We start from the raw sequence: 17,775 nt of genomic DNA on the forward strand, positions 1-17,775 counted from the left end.
GCTCGCTCTGCTCAACCTCAAGGTCCATCGCCATGGGCCAGGTCTGGAAGAACTGTGCGCCGCGCAGGCCGCCGCCCGATCTCAAGGCTCCGAAGATCGCTTCCTGCGCATGCTGGCCGGCCTGGACTCCTCGGGCCGGGCCCTGAAGCTCCTGCTTACCGCGCAGGCCGCAGGCAGTCGGGAACTCCAAGGCAATAAAGCAGATTGCTTTTAAGACGCCCCCTCCGGCGTTGACGGCGCAAGTGAATTGCGCCTACGCCTACGCGGCGGCAAGCCATGCCGACGCATGGCTTGCAGAGCATTTTCAAAAGCAAAATGCTCTAATAACCAGTTGCCTGACCTTCCAACTCTCTCCAGGCCAGGTCGGCCCGAGCCGGCTTTCCTTCGCGTTTCATCTCTGAATAACAGCGATTTGGCGGAATCCGCCGACTTGATACCCCTGCCATTCCTGCCCGTTTCCTTGCCCGCTTTGACGGTCCATACTTGCGCTCGCGCCCTTCTGTGCCATGATGGTCAGTGGTGGACTCCCTGTTTCGCGGTGAGGGCTTGCGTAAACGTACGGTATCACGCGCATGTGGGGGGCGATCGCCAACCACCGGTCTGGATGAAAACTGGGAGACAGCAAGAAGACGGCTGTTTCGCCCGGCTCCCGGGCCGGCACAAGTCCGGCGGCAACGTCGGAAAGGAGACATGCATGGCGGGAGAAAAACGCGGAGAGTTCAAAGGCATCAATGCCCAGCGTACCGTGACAGTAAATAGGCCCAGAGCAGACGTCTACCGCTTCTGGCGGGATTTCACCAACTTGACCTTCATGGAGCACCTCGAGTCCGTGAGCGTGAAGGATGACAAGCAGTCGCATTGGGTGGCCAAAGGTCCGGCAGGCAAAACGCTCGAATGGGACGCAGTTATTGTGAGGGAGGTCGAGAACGAGCGCATCGAGTGGGAGTCGATCCAGGGTTCGGACATGATCAGCGGCGGCCTGGTGCTCTTCAAGGATGCGCCCGGCGAGCGCGGAACTGAAATCCAGGTCGTCATGGTGTACGACCCTCCGGGCGGCGGAGTGGGAGCGGCATTCGCCAAACTCTTCGGCGAAAACCCCTCGCAAAAGATCCGGGAAGACCTGCGGCGTCTCAAGCAACTCCTGGAGACCGGCGAGATACCCACCATCAGCGGCCAACCGCAGGGTTAGGACGCATCCGGAAAGGAGCGATACCATGAAAGCAGTCTGTTGGTTCGGCAAAGGCGACGTGCGGGTGGAGAATGTGCCCGAGCCCAAGATCATCAATCCGCACGACGCCATCATAAAGGTCTCGCTTACGGCCATCTGCGGCTCCGATCTCCACCTCTACGACGGCTACATGCCGACCATGGAGAAGGGCGACATACTTGGGCACGAATTCATGGGCGAGATCGTCGAGGTCGGTAGGGAGGTGCGCAACCTCAAGAAAGGCGACCGCGTGGTCGTGCCCTTCCCCATATCCTGCGGACGCTGCTACTTCTGCCAGAAGGATATGTGGTCCCTGTGCGACAATACCAATCCCAACGCCTGGATGGCCGAGGGCATGTACGGCTTCGCGGGCGCGGCAATCTTCGGTTACTCGCATCTCCTGGGCGGCTATGCCGGAGGGCAGGCCGAGTACGTGCGCGTACCCTTCGCCGATGTCGGGCACGTGAAAATCCCCGCCGACCTCCCCGACGAGAAGGTGCTCTTCCTGTCCGACATACTGCCCACAGGCTACCAGGCCGCCGAGTACTGCGGCATACAGCCCGGAGACATAGTGGCCGTCTGGGGCTGCGGCCCCGTTGGTCAGTTCGCCATCAAGAGCGCCTATCTGCTCGGGGCCGAGCACGTCATCGCCATCGACCGCATCCCCGAGCGCCTGCGCCTGGCCGAGACCTTCGGCGGCGCGGAGACCTTGAACTATGAGGAAAACGAGGACGTCGTCGAGGAATTGAAGCAGCGCACCGGGGGACGCGGGCCGGATGCCTGCATCGACGCCGTGGGCCTGGAAGCGCACGGCACGGGGCTCGGCATCATATACGACAAGGTCAAGCAGACGCTGCGCCTGGAGACGGACCGTCCCTACGCTCTACGCCAGGCAATCCAGGCCTGCTGCAAGGGCGGCACGGTCTCCATTCCCGGCGTGTACGCGCAGTTCGCCGACAAGTTCCCCATCGGCTCCGCATTCGCCAAGGGCCTAACCTTCAAGATGGGCCAGACGCACGTGCACAAATACATGCGCCCGCTGCTCGAGCGCATCCAGAAAGGCGAGATCGATCCGTCAGCGATCATCTCGCACCGTATTCGCCTGGATGACGCGCCCATAGCCTATCGGAAGTTTCGGGAGAAGGAGGACTGCCATATCAAGATCGTACTCAAGCCATAAGGCCGGACAAGTGGTTCGCGCCAGCGAACGCTCCATCTCCAGGGATGGAGCGTTCGCCCTGCCGAGCACGTGCGCCAACCGTCGCCGCGAAGCTCCTGCCCGGCGTGTAGGTCGCCCGGTTCCGACACCCGCATTTCGGATGCCCTCCACCAGCGATCCTGGTATCCGTTTCTTCATGCGTCATCATCTTCCAATCGCCCGACCAAAGCTCTCTCGAGCCTCTGTCCAGGCAAGGAAAGCATGCCTCCATGCACGTGTTGAATGAGCTTGCCGCCAGGCTGAGCGGAGCGGCCTCCCTGCTCCTCCTGCTGGGCCTGTTCATACTGCTGCGCTTCATCGTGCTGTATGTAGGCCGGCTGCTGTGGGAAACGACGCGACGTGTCTACAACCGACTTTCCAAGGGCGGTATATGGGAACGCACGGAAGGCTTCCTGGATGAGCTGCGCCAGCGCTACCCCAGATTCATGGGCTTCCTCGACGCCCGTTTCACCCCCCGGCGCTTCAGCGGGCTGCCGCTGACGCTCTTGTTTCTGGCCGCGGCATACATTGCCGGGCTTTCCCTGGAGCTTCTGGACGAGGTGCTGGAAGCCAATGAAATCGTGGTCATGGATCAAGCCGTGAATCAAGCCTTGGCGGCCTGGCGTTCCCCGACGGCCGTGCTCGTCTTCACCTGGATCACGAACCTCGGCTCCACCGAGACCCTGACCGCCGTGTCCATCGTTTCCACGGGCTTTCTGTTCGCCCATCGTCGCGTCGTGTACGTGCTGCCTCTGTGGTTGTGCATTGCCGGCTCGCAGCTCACGACCTGGGCGGGCAAGTACGCCATCGCCAAGCCGCGCCCGGAGTTCCTCGTGGGCGTGGAGGCCTTTTCCCCGTCCTTTCCCAGCGCCCACGCCACTGGCGCGGCAGCGGTCTACGGCTTCATCGCCTACATCCTGATCCGGGACCTGACCAACTCCACGCGACGCTTCGAGATCGGCTACTGGACCGCAGTGCTCGTCCTGCTGGTCACCTTCAGCCGGGTCTTCCTGAGCGTGCACTTCCTGAGCGATGTGACCGCTGGGCTCATCGTGGGCGGGTTCTGGCTCCTGGTCGGCGTGGCCACGGCAGAGCTGCTCGCTAGGCGTGAGCACGGTTCTTCGAAATAATCACCCGCAGCGGCGCGAATCCAACTAGGCTTTCAGGCGCAGGAAGCAGACAGCAACCGTAGCGCAAGGGAAAGTCATGCGGCAGCTCGTAGTGCATGTCCCTCGGGGGCAAGGCGGCAAGGTCCTGGACATGGCCCGTGACCTGGATGGCCGGAACATGGCCCTGCTGGAATCACGGGACGGCGGCGACCAGGATCTGGTCCTGCTGCACGTGTCCAACGGCAAGGTGGAAGACATGCTGGATCGGCTCGGAAACATGGACCAAGCCAGCGTAACCCTGAATCCGCAGCCCATACTTCCGATAAACCTGGCCACGGAGAAGATCGCCGATCAAGTGCGCGACGTGGAGCTGCGCAGCCCCGTGGAGGTGGTGCTCGGCAGCATGCGCAGCATCGGCTCATGGAAGGGCTTCCTGGGCTATGCAGCGGCCTCGGGCGCGGTGACCTGGATCGGACTGACCACCAATGCCTGGTATCTACTCACGGCGGGCATGCTCATCGCCCCCTTTGCCCAGCCGGCCATGAACGGAGCCATTGCCACGGCCATCGGGGACGGCAAGATGTTCCTGCACAGCCTGGGCCGCTATTTCGCGTCCTTGGCCACGAGCATTCTGCTGGCTTGGCTGCTGAGCCTAGCCATAGGGCCGCAAACGCCCACGCAGCTCATGTCGCAAATCGCCAGCGTATCCATGGTGGCCTTCGTGCTGCCCGTGGTGGCGGGAGCGGCCGGAGCCATCAACCTGTTGCAAACCGAGGGCGACAACCTCGTTTCCGGCGCGGGCGTGGGCCTGCTCGTGGCCGCATCCCTGGCACCGCCCGCCACATTGGTAGGCATGGGCGCGGCCCTCGGCCAATGGTCCTTTGCGGCCACGGGCCTGTTTCAACTCCTGCTCCAGCTCACTGGCATCAACGTGGCCGGGGGCCTGGTCTTCGCCCTGTTCGGCGTACGCCCGCACTCCAGCCGCTTCACCCAGGGCCGGCGCGGAATGCTCGGCCTGCTGCTGGCGGTCATGGCGATGGCTTTCGCCGGGCTCATCTTCCTGCAGGTTCGCGCGGACCCGACCTTTCAGGGCGGCAGCAAGGCCCAGACGGCCCTGAATGTCATGGATCAATCAATGCGGGAGCGCGGGGATGCGGTGCTGGTGGATTCCCAGGCGCGTTTTCTTCAAACGGGCCTAGGCAAGGACCCGGCCGTCCTGGCGCAAGCCTGGGTAATGCCCAAGATCGGAAACCTGAACCGGAAGGACAGAGAAGGCCTGCGCGGGGAGATCAGCGACTATCTGCAGGAACGCCTGAACAGCCGGGTCTCGGGAGCGCCGGTCCTGCTGACGGTAACCCTGCTGGATAAGCCGCCGAAGGCCGCGCCATGAACCGATCGAAGCTGGAGCATTGCGCGAACGAATTGCGCGGGTCCAGGGCCGCGTCGGCCCTGGTGGGTGGGGTTCGGGGAGGGCAACGCCCTTCCCGATTCAAATGAAAGCATGCGGCTCCGCTCTAGCGGCCCTGCTTACGGCGTACCGTGACCGTCTCGCCGCCGATGCCCCAGTTATCCGTGTCCACCTCGTCGATGACCACGACGGTGGTGGCCGGGTTCTTGCCCAGCACGTCGCGCAACAACTCGGTGACGCCTCGGATGAGTTCGGCCTTCTGCTCGGCCGTGGCCCCCTCGCGGGTAATCTTGATGTTCACGAAGGGCATGCGGGACTCCTTCAGCACGCCAAGGCGTGCACTATACGGGAAGAGCTCCAGACTGGGTGCCGCAAGGGCTGAAGGTCACGCTGACGCGGGTGCCGGGATCGAGACGGGTGAAGTCCAGACGGCCGCCAAGCTGGGCCGCCAGGCTTCGCACGAATTGGAAACCCAGCGATTGCGGCTCGCGGCTCTCAGAACCTAAAGACAGGCCGACGCCGTCGTCTTCCACGAAAAGGCTGCATTCGGCACCCCGCAGGCGGAGCCCGACGCCAATGCGTCCCGACCGCCCGCCAGGGAAGGCATGGCCGAGACAGTTGGCGAGCAGCTCATTAACGATCAGGCCGCAGGACACAGCCTGGTCCATGCCAAGGGTCACATTCTGAGCGTCCAGGCCAAGCTCGATGTCGGCGCGGCCCGAAGCCAAGGATTGCAGCAGCTCTTGTGTCAGGCTGGCAAGGTAGGGCTGAAACTCGACATTGGCGATGTTCCCCGCGCGATACAGGCTCTCCTGGATAAGGCACAGGGCGCGGACGCGCGCCTGCGACTCGCCCAAGGCCCCGCGCACGACGTCGTCCCCGGCACGCTCGGACTGCAGGCTGAGCAGCCCCATGATTGCCTGGAGATTGCCCGTGACCCGCTGATGCACTTCCTTGTGCAGAATGTCCTTCTCGCGCACGGAGTCCTTGAGCCTGTCCACAACCTTATTGAGCTCGACCGTACGCTCTCCCACGAGTTCCTGGAGATGGTAGCGGTGCCGCTTGAGCTCCTGCTCGGACGTGGCCAGGGCCCTGACCTTCTGCTCCAGGTCCTGGTTGATCTTATTGATCCACTTGTACAGCTCGAAGCTCTCCAGAGCGTTGGCGCTGTTGGCCAGCAGGATGGACAAAAGCGCCAGGGAATAGTCGTAGACCTCGCCGGGCTTGTCCGAGAGCACTCCCAGGTACATGCCGCGCACGCGCGAGCTGGTGGCCAGGGCGTGCAGCACGAAACGGCTGACGCCGTCCTTGCCGCTGATGAACACGGGCCGCTTCTCGCGCAGGGCCCAGGCGAAGATGCCCTTGTCGATGAGATGGGCCAGGTTCTCGGCCACGAACTCGCTGTCTTCGGCGGGAGAGCAGAAGGCAGGCTTGAAGTCCGAGTCGCGCTCGTCCACCAGGTAGATGGCTTGCGTGCGCATGGATAAAAGCTGCTGGATGCGGCTGGCGGTTTCCTGAAGAATGATCGACGGGTCCTGCAGCCTGCCTATGGCGGTTTGGAAGTCGCCCAGCGAGGAGGCGGCCTCCAGCAGGTCCAGGGTGAAGCGCTTCTGCTCCTCCAGGAACTCGATCCTGGATTCCAGCTGGCGCACCTGATGCTTGAGTTCCTTGGTGTTATTCATCGCCGAGGAAGTACCGGGCTGTTTGATTGTACAGAAACTCAAGCTGCTCCACGACCGCCGACAACGAAACAGCAGGCAGGCCCAAGGACTCCCAGACCGTGGCGTTTAGCGGAGGGACGACCATTTCCAGCCCATCCTGATCCAGGGCCCAGGCCAGCACATCCGAAAAATGCACCATGGCCGTCTCGCGGAAGCTCGGACTGCCCATGGGCGAATGGTGGTAGCGGACGGAATTTTCGAGCACCAGGGGGAAATTCCAGGTCTTGAGCAGATGGCCGCCCAGGGCGCCGTGGTCGAAGCCGAAAAGTTTGCGCTCCACCCGCTCGCTTGACTCGCGCAAAGCCCGGGCCGTTGCCAACACCTCCGCTGATTCCCTGGGCCGGTTCTTGTACAAAGCCAGCCGGCCGATGTCGTGCAGCAGGCCCGAGACAAAGAACCGTTCGGAATTCGGCGTGTTGGTGTAGCTGGCCAGAATGCGGCAGGCAAAGCCGCACATGAGGCTGTGCCGCCAGAAGTCGCGCATATCCACCAATCCCTCGGGAATATCCTGGAAGGAATGGATGGCGGCCACGCCCATGGCCAAAGTGGTCAACTGCCGGCTGCCGATGACGGTCACGGCCCGCGAAATGGTATCGACCTTGGAGGGAAAGCCGTAAAAGGGGCTGTTTACGATGCGCAGAAGCCTGGCCGTGAGCGTGGTATCCCTCTCCACCACGCGGGCGATCTCCAGCGCGGAGCAGCGTGGGTTGTTGATGATGTCCACCAGCTCGGACAGGAATGCGGGCAGGGAGGCCAGGGTCACATCCCCGCTGCCCAGGATGGCTTCGGGAGTGGATCGGTATTTGCCTTCCAGCTTTTCCAGCACTCCGGAAGACGAGCCCGAGGGCTTGTTGGACAAGAAAGCCTTGGCCTTATTGGGGTTCAGGTTGATGCTCCGAACCAGGCGCGAGGAGCAGAGCCTGAACAGTTCCTTGATGGCCGGATATTCGAGGTCGTTGAGCCGAAGCCGCAGGCGCATGATCTCCTGGGCTGTAGCCAGGGCGGCGGGAGGCGCTTCCGGGGTCTGATCCTGCTTCTCTTCGCTCTCCACTTCGACGGCGGTCACGCCCCAAATGCGCATGATGCGCATGTGGCTGTCGTCCAGCTCGGTGCCCTTGGCCAACAGGAAGCGGCCCATGTCGGATTGCAGGTCGGCGGCCAGCCTCATGCCCGGCCGTAATTGGTCCAAGGATAGCTTTGTCATCGGCTTTTACTTCAACTAGTTGGTTTGCCCGCAACCTCTATATGGATAATGCAGAATGTGTTCCAGATTGCATTAGTGAAGAAGACTGCCGCTCCCCGCCCGGCGTGGCGCATTGAGTACCGCCAAAAGTGCAGGATTTTTTGTCGTAAGAACGACCAATGCACATCCGCATGATCATCCGCAGACCATCCACGGGGATTAGAGCATTTTGCTTTTGAAAATGCTCTGTAAGCCATGCGTCGGCATGGCTTGCCGCCGTGTAGGCGTAGGCGCAATTCACTTGCGCCGTCAACGCCGGAGTGGGCGTCTTAAAAGGAATCTGCTCTAGACGCCAAGAGCGACTGCAAGCTTATCAAAAGACCGTCCTGCGCTTCAACTTAGCAATGTTCGGGCAAGCCCAACCTTTGCGCACGGACGACTCGCATTCTTCACACCGGGCGGGCCGTCCTGGCCAGTGAACCCGCTTTGCAACGGATCGTCAACGCAGGTTCATAAGACCGTAAAAGGCTGCTCCCCATAACCCGCTGTCCTCGTTGTCGTTCAGGTACACCGGGATCTCACGCAGCAGCCAGCCATAATTCGGCGACTCCACGAACTCCTGGCGGAAGTTCGGGTGCATGACCAGCATGGGATTCTTGGCCGCCACGCCTCCTACCACATGGACGCCGCGCATGGCCAGCACGCTCAGGGCGTAGTTGCGGCAGGCCCGGCCGTAGAAGCGCGCGAACCAGGCCGTGGTGGCGCAGTCTTCCGTCAGGCGGGCCGAGACCCCGGCAGGGTCCAGATCCTCGTCGGTCAAAAAGCCGTGCACAAGCGACAGCCCAAGGCCGGTGACCACGATGTCGCCATAGGCGTAGGGCTTGCCGGTCCTGGCCAGCAGGAAGCGCTCGTACTCCTGCTCCTCGGGCCCCATGAAGGCGAAGGAGGCATGACCCGCCTCTGACGGCGCGGCGATGTATCCGCCGCACAGGTCAGGCAGCAGCGCGCAATGGCCAAGGCCCGTGCCTGCGCCTATTGCGGCCAGAGCCGCGTCCTCCTGGGCCGTGCCGGGCTTGATCTCGCGCGCGCCGACTGCCGCGTCGGTCTGACAGCCGAAGGCCTGGGCCACGAAGTCGTTAATGAGGAAGTAACCGCCCTCGCCGAATATCTCCCGGCCGTGAGAGAAGTCGATCTCCCAGGGTATGTTAGGCGGCTTGGCGTAGACCCGCTCGCGCACCGCGCCGGCCACGGCGATGACCGTCATGTCGCTACGCCGGAGGGAGGCCGGAAACCCTTCGCCTTCCAGGGCGTCCACCAACTCCAGGAACGACCCGAACTGCTTGGTGGGCAAACGCAGCATATCCTCCAGGACCAGGCTCAAGCCATCGGTCGTAAAGGAGGCGAATCGGCTGTTGGTTCCCCCGATATCCGCGGCCAGAATCCTTTTCATGCAGACAGAGTATCGTCTTTCATGCCCAAGGTTAACCGATTTCTGCTTCCGCCCCGCCAGCTCATTATGCGTGCCTTTACCCGACAGGCAGCTTTGGGCTAGATTGTGTCCGCGATGGCATAAATACGTTCCCGCGCGTGCGCCAATGAAACCAGAGACATGGAGAGACCCCGTGGAGCGCAACATCTATCTGCATACCGTGCCCCTGACCCAGGCCGTGGAAACGCTCAAGGCCGCTCTGGACCGCGAGGCGCTGGTGGGCCGCGAGGACGTGGACACCCAAGACGCCGCCGGCCGGGTCCTGGCCGGGCCGGTGTTCGCCCGCTACTCCTCGCCCACCTTCCACAGCGCGGCCATGGACGGCATCGCTGTGCGCGCCAAGGAGACCTTCGCGGCCCGCGAGGGCTCGCCCGTGCGCCTGCGCCTCGGCCAGGGCTACGCGCCCGTGAACACGGGCCACCCGCTGCCGGCGGGCTTCGACGCCGTGGTCATGATCGAGAACGTGGTCCAGGAAGGCGAGGACACGGTGGCCTTGGAAGCCCCGGCCTTTCCCATGCAGCACGTGCGGCGCATCGGCGAGGACATCGTGGCCACGGAGCTGCTCATGCCGCAGGGCCGCAGGATCTCGGCCTACGACCTGGGCGCGCTGCTCTCGGCCGGCATCTGGCAGGTCGAGGCCTTCGAGCCCGTCCGCCTGGCCTTCATCCCCACGGGCGACGAGGTACTCGACTTCATGCAGCGGCCCGAACCCAAGGCCGGACAGGTGGTGGAAAGCAACTCGGTCATGCTCTGCGCCCTGGCCCGCTCCTGGGGCCTTGAAGCCCGGCGCGTGCCGCCCGTGCCCGACAACCTGGAAGCCCTGGAAGCCGCCGCGCGCCAGGCCCTGGATTCCGACGCGCATATCGTGGTCATCGGCGCGGGTTCCTCGGCCGGCAGCAAGGACTACACGCGCACGGTCATGGAGCGCGTGGGCCGGGTGCTCGTGCACGGCGTGGCGGCCATGCCCGGCAAGCCGTCGCTGCTCGGCGTGGCGCAAAACGGCAAGCTCCTGGTGGGCGCGCCCGGCTACCCCGTGAGCGCGGTCATCTGTTTCGAGGAGCTGGTGCGGCCCTTGGCGGCCTGGCTCGGCCGCTTCGACGCTCCGGAGCGCGCCGGGCTCGACGTGGAGCTGACGCGCAAGGTCCCCTCCAAGCTCGGCACCGAGGAGTTCGTGCGTCTGGCCGTTGGCCGCGTGGGCCAGCGCTGGGTGGCCACTCCGCTGGCGCGCGGCGCGGGCATGATCACCACGCTCACCCGCGCCCAGGCCATGACCCGCGTGCCCGAACAGCTCGAAGGACTGGAAGCCGGGGCGACCGTGCGCGCCGAACTGCTTGCGCCCATGGCCGAGCTGGATCGCACGCTGGTGATCGTGGGCAGCCACGACAACACCCTGGACCTGCTGGCCAACGAGCTCATGGGCCTGGCTGAGCCCGTGCGCATGTCCTCGACCCACGTGGGCAGCATGGGCGGCATCAATGCTCTCAAGGGTGGCTTGGCTTTATGCGCCGGCGCTCACCTCTTCGATCCCGAAACCGGGGATTTCAACTTCCCGTTCCTCGCCAAATACGTCCCGGACCAGGACATCACGACCGTGAACCTGGCCATCCGCCACCAGGGCCTTATCCTGGCCAAGGGCAACCCGAAGTTCATCAAGGGCGTGGCCGACCTGGCCCGTGAGGACGTGCGCTTCATCAACCGACAGCGCGGGGCCGGCACGCGCATCCTGCTGGACCACCACCTGAAGACCGCGGGCATCAAGCCCGAGCAGGTGTGCGGCTACGACAAGGAAGAGTTCACGCACATGGCCGTGGCCGTGAACGTGCTCACGGGCGCGGCCGACTGCGGTCTGGGCATATACGCAGCGGCCAAGGCCCTGGACCTGGATTTCGTCGAACTGGCCCGCGAGCGCTACGACCTGCTCATCCCAACGCGCTTCCTGGACGATCCGCGCATCGCGGCCCTGCTGGCCATGGTCCGCTCGCCCGAGTTCCAGGCCAAGATCAGAGGCCTGGGCGGCTACGAGACGAACTTGACCGGCCAGATCATGCGGCCCGGCATGGGGTTGGAAGGATAGACGGCTGGACTATCGCCCGCCAAGGCAGGCATATTGACGCAAGGGGGCGGTCGGCAGCTTGTCGGCCGCCCCTGTGTTCGCTATGGAGAGCGACGAAAACGACCTACCAGGATACGCCATGCAACGCTTTACCGTGGGGCTCATCCAGATGGCCCCGGAAAAAACCAAGGACGCGAGCATCGCCAAGGCTGCAGACATGGTCGAGCGCGCGGCCCGCGCCGGCGCGCGGCTGGTCTGCCTGCCCGAGCTGTTCGCCACGGCCTATTTCTGCCAGACCGAGGACCACGCCCACTTCGGGCTGGCCGAGAGCCTGCCCGGTCCGACCACCGAGGCCATGGCCGAGGTTGCCCGCAAGGCCAAGGTCACGCTCGTGGCGCCCATCTTCGAGCGCCGCGCGCCGGGCGTGTACCACAACAGCCAGGCGGTCATCGGGCCGGACGGAAAGATACTGGGCATCTACCGCAAGATGCACATCCCGGACGATCCCGGCTTCTACGAGAAGTTCTACTTCACGCCCGGCGACCTGGGCTTCGCCAGCTTCGACACTCCCGTGGGGCCGGTCGGCACGCTCATCTGCTGGGACCAGTGGTTCCCGGAGGCCGCTCGGCTTACGGCCATGACCGGCGCGATGATCCTGTTCTATCCCACGGCCATCGGCTGGCAGCCGGCCGAGAAGGACGAGTTCGGGGCCGAGCAGCGCGACGCCTGGATGACCATCCAGCGCTCCCACGCCATCGCCAACGGCCTGTTCGTGGCCGCCGTGAACCGCGTGGGCACGGAAACCGCCAGCGACGGCAGCGAGATCGAATTCTGGGGCTCGTCGTTCATCGCCGGACCTTTCGGCAAGATCCTGGCCCAGGCCTCCACGGACAAGGAGGAGATCGTGCTGGCCGAGGTCGACCCCGCCGAGTGCGAGCGCACGCGCCAGATCTGGCCGTTTTTGCGCGACCGGCGCATCGACGCCTACGAGGGCATGTGCAGGAGGTTTCTCAAGTGAGCGAGACGCCTAGGGCCTATCGCCTGCCCGCCGAGTGGGAAAAGCACGAGGCCACCTGGCTCGTATGGCCCCAGTACCGCGAGGACTGGCCCGGCAAGTTCGCGGTTATCCCCTGGTGCTACGCCGAGATGGTGCGCAAGCTGGCCGCGTCCGAGACCGTGCGCTTGCTGGTGGACGACGAGCCGGTCATTCCCAAGGCCAAACGCGTGCTGGAAAAGGCCCATGCGGACCTCTCGGCCGTGGAGTTCGTGGTGGGCCGCACCAACCGGGGCTGGGCCCGCGACACGCTGCCCGCCTTCGTCAAGAACGGCGAGGGCGACACGCTCATGGCCGCCTTCCGCTTTAACGGTTGGGCCAAGTACAAGAACCATACATATGACGCGCGCGTGCCCGAGTACGTGCGCCAGGCCGTTGATCTGCCGCTCCTGCCCATCGAGCACAAGGGCCGCCAGGTCGTGCTGGAAGGCGGCGCGCTGGATGTGAACGGCAGCGGGACCATCCTGGTCACCGAGGAGTGTCTGCAGCACCCGGACGTGCAGGTGCGCAACCCCGGCTTCACGAAAGATGACTACGCCGAGATGTTCGGCCGCTGGCTGGGTGCGGGCAACGTGGTCTGGCTGCCCGGCGGCGTGGCCGGCGACGACACCCACGGCCACGTAGACGACGTGTGCCGCTTCGTGAACAGGACTACCGTGGTGCACTGCCGCGAGGACGATCCGGCCGACCCGAACCACGCCATTCTGCGCGAAAACATGGCGATCCTGAAGGATGCCCGGCTGGAGGACGGCGCGCGCCTGGAGGTCGTGGACCTGCCCATGCCCAGGCCCCTGTATTACGGCGGCATGCGCCTGCCGGCCAGCTACGCCAACTTCTACATCGCCAACACGGCCGTGCTGGTGCCCACCTTCAACGACCCGGCCGACTACCGAGCCCTGGGCATCCTAGCCGACCTCTTCCCCGGCCGCGCGGTCACGGGCATCCACGCCGTGGACCTCGTGCTGGGCCAAGGCTCCGTCCACTGCCTGACCCACGAACAGTACGCCTGACGACGCCCGTAAATAATTGGGAGAAGGCGCTGCCTGCCAGAGCGGCTCGCTCCTCTCCCAGACCCACTTCCGCCAAGGCCACTCCGACAAGGTGCGCATCCTGGACCCGCGAGGTTATTTTTATAGTGCCATTACAGGGCCGGGCAAAAACGCCCGGCCTTTTTATCCGATACCGACACACGACCGAAAGGCCCTGTCCGGCCTGTTTCGCTCCTGATCTTGTCTGCCGCAGGCGGCGCAGCTTTAAGGCCGGCATCCGCCGATTGCCGACATCGCGTTAGACCCACCCTGCACCTTTCTCTCATTGCCACCATGCTTTGTATCCAGTAGGCCTAGAGAATGAGGATTGGCAGGTCCCCCTATCACTAATGGAGGAGGTCAGTTGAAATGATCGACAAGCACACCTACGTCAACGAGCTTATGCTAGAGCTCCCGAACCTGTTCAGTGACGCCAAAAAAGCCGAGCAGGCCGTGGACATCGTCTTCGGGCTGATCAAGGACAAGGTGGGCAATGAGCTGGTGGAGATAGCGGGCATTGGCGAGTTCCGCACGGAGCAGGGCCGCGTCGTGTTCACGCCCACGCGCAGCCTCATGGACCGCATCAGCGAAAGCAGCTCACACTAACCTCAAGGAGCGATGGGTATGATTACCACTCAGGAATTCACGTCCGCCCTTAAGGAGAAGATGCCCGACCTGTTCCAGAAGGATTTCGACGCCCGCGATACCGTGGACATCATCTTCGCCTGCATCCCCAGGGCCTTGAAGAACGCTGACACCGTGGACATCCCCGGCATCGGCCAGATCTCCGCCCATAGCGAGGGTGCGCGCAAGCAGGTCAAGTTCAAGCCGTCCTAGAGCAGATTGCTTTTAAGACGCCCGCTCCGGCGTTGACGGCGCAAGTGAATTGCGCCTACGCCTACGCGGCAGCAAGCCATGCCGACGCATGGCTTGCAGAGCATTTTCAAAAGCAAAATGCTCTAGCACGACAATCCAGCGAAGCCCCCGGCCCGAGGCCGGGGGCTTCACGCTCGTCCGATCCTGCCCCGCACCCCTTCGGAGATCGGATAGCCGAGCTTTTCGGCCATCTCGCAGTGCGCGTTGGCCGCGGCATTGTCGCCCTGCTCGGCATATGCCGCACAGACCAACTCGTAGGCCGCGCCGAAGCCCGGCCGCTGGCCGATAGCTTTCATGCCTTCCTCGATGGCCTTGTCGAGATTGTCGGTCTTCAGGTACGCCATGCCCAGACTTGCGTGGGCCTCCGGATTGAGCATGTCCAAGGACAGGGCCTGTTCGTAGATTCTGGCCGCCTCCTCCCATTCGCCCCGGTTCAAATGAATAAGGCCAAGGTTCAGATAGCCGGCGGTCAGGTCCGGGTCCGCTTCTATGGCCCGCTTGTTGGCGGCCTCGGCCTCCTCCAGCTTGCCCAGGCGCAGAAGCGCTCCGCCCAGGTTGACCCAGGCCGCCGCGAAATCAGGTTTGAGCCGCAAGGCCTGCCTGAAGTGGCTTGCGGCATCCTCGATCCGCCCAAGGTACAGCTCGGCCGTGGCTTGGTTGTAGTACGCCTGCGCGTCCGGAAGCACCTCGAGCTCCCTCTGGGCCTGCTCGATGGTCTTTCTGGCTTCGTCTTCGCTCAAGAACCCCATGCGTCCCCCTTTCCCCGTTCCGGATTGGCGTTATGAGACTCCAGGCTTTCTTGTAGCGCATCCTGCGGGCCGAACAATGAGAGAATGGGAGAGGAAATGGGAACGCTGGACAGCACGCCGGCCAAGTAGTTCTGCAGGCTGATAATACGCGGGAAAGTCTCTCGCGACAGGAATTCTTCAGGAGAAACTTGAGCGGAGTTGGCCTGGTAGGCGGATCCGCGAAGAATTACGCGGGTCCAGAGCCGCGTCGGCCCTGGTAGGTGGGGTCTGGGGAGGGCAAAGCCCTTCCCGGTTCTTGTCCAAAAGGCTTTATCGCCCCAGGCTGCGCAAATCCTCCAGGATGATCCCGGCGGCCCGCCCGGCCGCACCCGGCGCGCCGCACTTCTCGCGCAGGCCGGCTAGGTCGGCCTTCACGGCGGCATAGGCCGCTTCGTCGCGCAGCCAGGGTTCGGCCTCGGCGACCATGCGCTCCGGCGTGGCCTCGGCCTGCAGCAGCTCCGGGATGACCTGCCGGCCCATGATGAGGTTGGGCAGGCTGAAAAAAGGTATGTCGATGATCATGCGACCCAGGGCGTAGGTCAGAGGCGAAACGATGTAGGCCACCACCGTGGGCGTGCCGATGAGCGCGGTCTCCAGGGTCACAGTGCCCGAGGCGGCCAGCAGCAGACGGCAGCGGCGCATGTGCAGGTAGCGCTCCGCGGGGCCGACGATCTCGACCGGAAGCTCCGGCGGCAGGTGCTTCCGCAGCAAGGCTTCGTCCATGCCCGGCGCGCGCACAAGGGTGAAGCGCAGCTCCGGGTCGCGGGCGTAAAGCATGCCGGCCGCCTGCCCGAAAAGCGGCAGAAGCGTGGCCACCTCGCGCCGTCGACTGCCGGGCAGGATGCCGATCCGCTTCGGCTCGGGCTGCATTGCGTCCAGCCGGTCCAGGGGAATCTCGTCCAGTAGCGGATGGCCCACGTAGTCGGCGTGCGCGCCGTGGCAGCGGTAGAACTCCTGTTCGAAGGGCAGGATGCACAGCACCTTGCGCACGTAGTCGCGCAGGAAATTCACCCGGCCCTTGCGCCAAGCCCAGACCTGCGGGCTGATGTAGTAGTAGGCCGGGATGCCCAGGCGACGGGCCATGCGCGCCACGAGGAAATTGAAGTCCGGTGCGTCCACCAGCACCACCGCCGCAGGCCGCACTTGCTTGAGCCGCTTGTAGACCCGGCCCAGCAGTCCAACGATGCGCGGCAGATGGGCGAAGACCTCCGTGAAGCCCACGAGCGAAACCTCGTGGCTGCCGAACTCGGCGTCGAAGCCCTCGGCCAGCATGGCCGGACCGCCCATGCCCGTGAACTCGCGCCGCGCGCCCGCCGCGGCAAAGCCGCGCATGAGCGCAGCGCCGTGCATGTCGCCCGAAGCCTCGCCCGCACTGATCCAGATGGGCCTTGCGGCCGTATGCTGCTCGTTCATGCCATTCCGCGCGGAAAAAGATTGATCTTCGGTTCCCCGGATACTATCCTCCGCCCCTGTTGGCAACCGCGAACCCGCCCTTTACGCGACTTCGCGGCGTACGACCGCATCACCCTCCATTGTTACGGCTTCAGACCCGCGCCAGGCATCTCATCGCCCAGGCCGCGCCGCATGGATTGCGGTCCTGTATTGTCTGCGGGACTTCCCGCGCTTCCATTCACAGGTAAACACGAGCGAGCAGAGATATGCGAGTAGGCGTTATCGGTCTTGGCTGGATGGGCAAGGTCCATCTGCGCATTTATTCGGAACTTCGGGGCGTGGAGGTCGTCGGCGTCATGGACGTGGACGACAAGGCGTTGGCCGAGGCCAAGGACAAGTACGGTGTGCCGACCTACAAGGATCTGGACACCTTCCTGGGCAACAAGTTCGACGCGGTGAGCGTCTGCGTGCCGACTTTCATGCACCACAAGACGGGCATGGCCGTCATCGAGCGCGGCATCCCCCTGCTCCTCGAAAAGCCCCTGGCCAAGACCGCGGCCGAGGGCCTGGAGCTGGTCAGCGCGGCCAAGGCCAAGGGCATACCGCTCATGACCGGCCACGTGGAACGCTTCAACCCGGCCGTGAGACGCATCCGCGAGCTGATCCAGGATAACGGGGTCATCTCCATCCAGATCGAACGCGTCGGGCCCTATCCGCCGCGCATCCAGGACGTGGGCGTCATCCGCGACCTGGCCTCCCACGACATCGACCTCATCCGGTACATCTCCGGCTCGAACTACAAGAACATCTACGCCGTGACCTCCTGCAACATCGGGCAGCACGAGGACACCGTCATCATCTCGGCCGAGATGGAGAACGGCGTGCTGGGCCAGATCAACTGCAACTGGATCACGCCCTACAAGTCGCGCCAGATCCACGTGGCCACCAAGACCCGCTACATCGAGGGCAACCTCATCACCCAGCAGGTCAAGGAATACTCCAAGTTCGAGACCTACCAGTCGAGCTACAACGTGCGCGAATGGCCGGTCATGTTCAAGGAGCCCGTGCGCGAAGAGCTGACCGCCTTCCTGGGTGCCCTGGAAAGCGGCAAGCCAATGCCCATCACGGGCGAGGACGGACTCAACGTGCTGCAGACCATCGAGCGCGTTGACGAGGCCATCCGCTCGGCCAAGGCCAGCTAAAAATTAGAAGGGGGAAAGGCTTCGCCTTTCCCCCTTTATCCAGAAGATGACATAATATTAATGGGCA

At 63.9% G+C, this 17,775-nt stretch carries 16 protein-coding genes and 1 pseudogene; 11 read left to right on the forward strand and 6 right to left on the reverse strand.

Going from position 1 to position 17,775, the window contains the following annotated elements; all coding sequences use genetic code 11:
• The 5 genes and pseudogenes from H585_RS23375 to H585_RS0112300 all read left to right on the forward strand — a co-directional run.
• Positions 1-214: pseudogene (locus tag H585_RS23375) on the forward strand (glycosyltransferase); the annotation flags it as partial.
• A gap of 480 nt (positions 215-694) precedes the next feature.
• Positions 695-1,189, forward strand: coding sequence for an SRPBCC family protein (locus tag H585_RS0112285; RefSeq protein ID WP_027368039.1), 495 nt, complete (start codon positions 695-697; stop codon positions 1,187-1,189).
• A gap of 25 nt (positions 1,190-1,214) precedes the next feature.
• Positions 1,215-2,387, forward strand: a complete 1,173-nt coding sequence (locus H585_RS0112290) for a zinc-dependent alcohol dehydrogenase (protein ID WP_027368040.1) — start codon at positions 1,215-1,217, stop codon at positions 2,385-2,387.
• 248 nt (positions 2,388-2,635) lie between these two features.
• Positions 2,636-3,535: a phosphatase PAP2 family protein gene (locus H585_RS0112295; protein WP_051183112.1), complete on the forward strand. Its 900-nt coding sequence runs from the start codon at positions 2,636-2,638 to the stop codon at positions 3,533-3,535.
• Positions 3,536-3,611: 76 nt separating this feature from the next.
• Positions 3,612-4,904, forward strand: a complete 1,293-nt coding sequence (locus H585_RS0112300; RefSeq protein WP_027368042.1) for a DUF389 domain-containing protein — start codon at positions 3,612-3,614, stop codon at positions 4,902-4,904.
• A gap of 124 nt (positions 4,905-5,028) precedes the next feature.
• Here the strand turns inward: H585_RS0112300 and H585_RS0112305 are convergent, their stop codons facing one another.
• The 4 genes from H585_RS0112305 to H585_RS0112320 all read right to left on the reverse strand — a co-directional run bounded on the left by H585_RS0112305 (position 5,029) and on the right by H585_RS0112320 (position 9,276).
• Positions 5,029-5,232 carry a 2-hydroxymuconate tautomerase family protein gene (locus H585_RS0112305; RefSeq protein WP_014259633.1) on the reverse strand — a complete coding sequence of 68 codons (204 nt, stop codon included), beginning with the start codon at positions 5,230-5,232 and terminating at the stop codon, positions 5,029-5,031.
• Positions 5,233-5,263: 31 nt separating this feature from the next.
• Positions 5,264-6,646: a sensor histidine kinase gene (locus H585_RS0112310; protein WP_244432535.1), complete on the reverse strand. Its 1,383-nt coding sequence runs from the start codon at positions 6,644-6,646 to the stop codon at positions 5,264-5,266.
• Positions 6,597-7,847: an HDOD domain-containing protein gene (locus H585_RS0112315; protein WP_244432536.1), complete on the reverse strand. Its 1,251-nt coding sequence runs from the start codon at positions 7,845-7,847 to the stop codon at positions 6,597-6,599. Before H585_RS0112315 ends, H585_RS0112310 begins: the two co-directional genes overlap by 50 nt.
• 478 nt (positions 7,848-8,325) lie before the next feature.
• Positions 8,326-9,276 carry a glucokinase gene (locus tag H585_RS0112320; RefSeq protein WP_027368045.1) on the reverse strand — a complete coding sequence of 317 codons (951 nt, stop codon included), beginning with the start codon at positions 9,274-9,276 and terminating at the stop codon, positions 8,326-8,328.
• A gap of 172 nt (positions 9,277-9,448) precedes the next feature.
• Here H585_RS0112320 and H585_RS0112325 point away from each other — a divergent pair, with 172 nt between their 5' ends.
• The 5 genes from H585_RS0112325 (at position 9,449) to H585_RS0112345 (ending at position 14,287) form a co-directional block, all read left to right on the forward strand.
• The gene (locus H585_RS0112325; RefSeq protein ID WP_027368046.1) at positions 9,449-11,389 is read left to right on the forward strand and encodes a molybdopterin biosynthesis protein; all 1,941 of its coding nucleotides are present in this window, start codon (positions 9,449-9,451) and stop codon (positions 11,387-11,389) included.
• A gap of 118 nt (positions 11,390-11,507) precedes the next feature.
• Entirely contained in the window at positions 11,508-12,386 is an 879-nt protein-coding gene (locus tag H585_RS0112330) for a carbon-nitrogen hydrolase (RefSeq protein ID WP_027368047.1), read from the forward strand.
• A complete protein-coding gene (locus H585_RS0112335; protein WP_027368048.1) occupies positions 12,383-13,432 on the forward strand; it encodes an agmatine deiminase family protein in 1,050 nt (349 codons plus the stop codon). The genes H585_RS0112330 and H585_RS0112335 overlap by 4 nt, the downstream gene beginning before the upstream one ends.
• A 387-nt stretch (positions 13,433-13,819) precedes the next feature.
• Positions 13,820-14,056, forward strand: coding sequence for a hypothetical protein (locus H585_RS0112340; RefSeq protein WP_014259626.1), 237 nt, complete (start codon positions 13,820-13,822; stop codon positions 14,054-14,056).
• An 18-nt stretch (positions 14,057-14,074) separates the two neighbouring features.
• Positions 14,075-14,287, forward strand: coding sequence for an HU family DNA-binding protein (locus tag H585_RS0112345; protein ID WP_027368049.1), 213 nt, complete (start codon positions 14,075-14,077; stop codon positions 14,285-14,287).
• Positions 14,288-14,454: 167 nt separating this feature from the next.
• Here the strand turns inward: H585_RS0112345 and H585_RS0112350 are convergent, their stop codons facing one another.
• A complete protein-coding gene (locus H585_RS0112350) occupies positions 14,455-15,075 on the reverse strand; it encodes a tetratricopeptide repeat protein (RefSeq protein ID WP_027368050.1) in 621 nt (206 codons plus the stop codon).
• A gap of 309 nt (positions 15,076-15,384) precedes the next feature.
• A complete protein-coding gene (gene lpxB / locus H585_RS0112355) occupies positions 15,385-16,527 on the reverse strand; it encodes a lipid-A-disaccharide synthase (RefSeq protein ID WP_027368051.1) in 1,143 nt (380 codons plus the stop codon).
• A gap of 245 nt (positions 16,528-16,772) precedes the next feature.
• Between lpxB and H585_RS0112360 the strand changes: the two genes are divergently transcribed.
• Positions 16,773-17,708 (forward strand): Gfo/Idh/MocA family protein, encoded by a 936-nt coding sequence (locus tag H585_RS0112360; RefSeq protein ID WP_027368052.1) that lies wholly within the window; start codon positions 16,773-16,775, stop codon positions 17,706-17,708.
• Positions 17,709-17,775 lie beyond the last annotated feature (67 nt).

The organism is Desulfocurvibacter africanus subsp. africanus DSM 2603, from assembly GCF_000422545.1.
GTDB lineage: Bacteria > Desulfobacterota > Desulfovibrionia > Desulfovibrionales > Desulfovibrionaceae > Desulfocurvibacter > Desulfocurvibacter africanus.

Bases quoted from the DNA above. Each gene is read 5' to 3' on its own strand.
- H585_RS0112350 (WP_027368050.1), bottom strand. From the start codon at position 15,075: ATGGGGTTCTTGAGCGAAGACGAAGCCAGAAAGACCATCGAGCAGGCC.
- H585_RS0112340 (WP_014259626.1), top strand. From the start codon at position 13,820: ATGATCGACAAGCACACCTACGTCAACGAGCTTATGCTAGAGCTCCCG.
- H585_RS0112345 (WP_027368049.1), top strand. From the start codon at position 14,075: ATGATTACCACTCAGGAATTCACGTCCGCCCTTAAGGAGAAGATGCCC.
- H585_RS0112300 (WP_027368042.1), top strand. From the start codon at position 3,612: ATGCGGCAGCTCGTAGTGCATGTCCCTCGGGGGCAAGGCGGCAAGGTC.
- H585_RS0112320 (WP_027368045.1), bottom strand. From the start codon at position 9,276: ATGAAAAGGATTCTGGCCGCGGATATCGGGGGAACCAACAGCCGATTC.
- H585_RS0112360 (WP_027368052.1), top strand. From the start codon at position 16,773: ATGCGAGTAGGCGTTATCGGTCTTGGCTGGATGGGCAAGGTCCATCTG.
- H585_RS0112285 (WP_027368039.1), top strand. From the start codon at position 695: ATGGCGGGAGAAAAACGCGGAGAGTTCAAAGGCATCAATGCCCAGCGT.
- H585_RS0112295 (WP_051183112.1), top strand. From the start codon at position 2,636: ATGCACGTGTTGAATGAGCTTGCCGCCAGGCTGAGCGGAGCGGCCTCC.
- H585_RS0112305 (WP_014259633.1), bottom strand. From the start codon at position 5,232: ATGCCCTTCGTGAACATCAAGATTACCCGCGAGGGGGCCACGGCCGAG.
- H585_RS0112330 (WP_027368047.1), top strand. From the start codon at position 11,508: ATGCAACGCTTTACCGTGGGGCTCATCCAGATGGCCCCGGAAAAAACC.
- lpxB (WP_027368051.1), bottom strand. From the start codon at position 16,527: ATGAACGAGCAGCATACGGCCGCAAGGCCCATCTGGATCAGTGCGGGC.
- H585_RS0112315 (WP_244432536.1), bottom strand. From the start codon at position 7,847: ATGACAAAGCTATCCTTGGACCAATTACGGCCGGGCATGAGGCTGGCC.
- H585_RS0112290 (WP_027368040.1), top strand. From the start codon at position 1,215: ATGAAAGCAGTCTGTTGGTTCGGCAAAGGCGACGTGCGGGTGGAGAAT.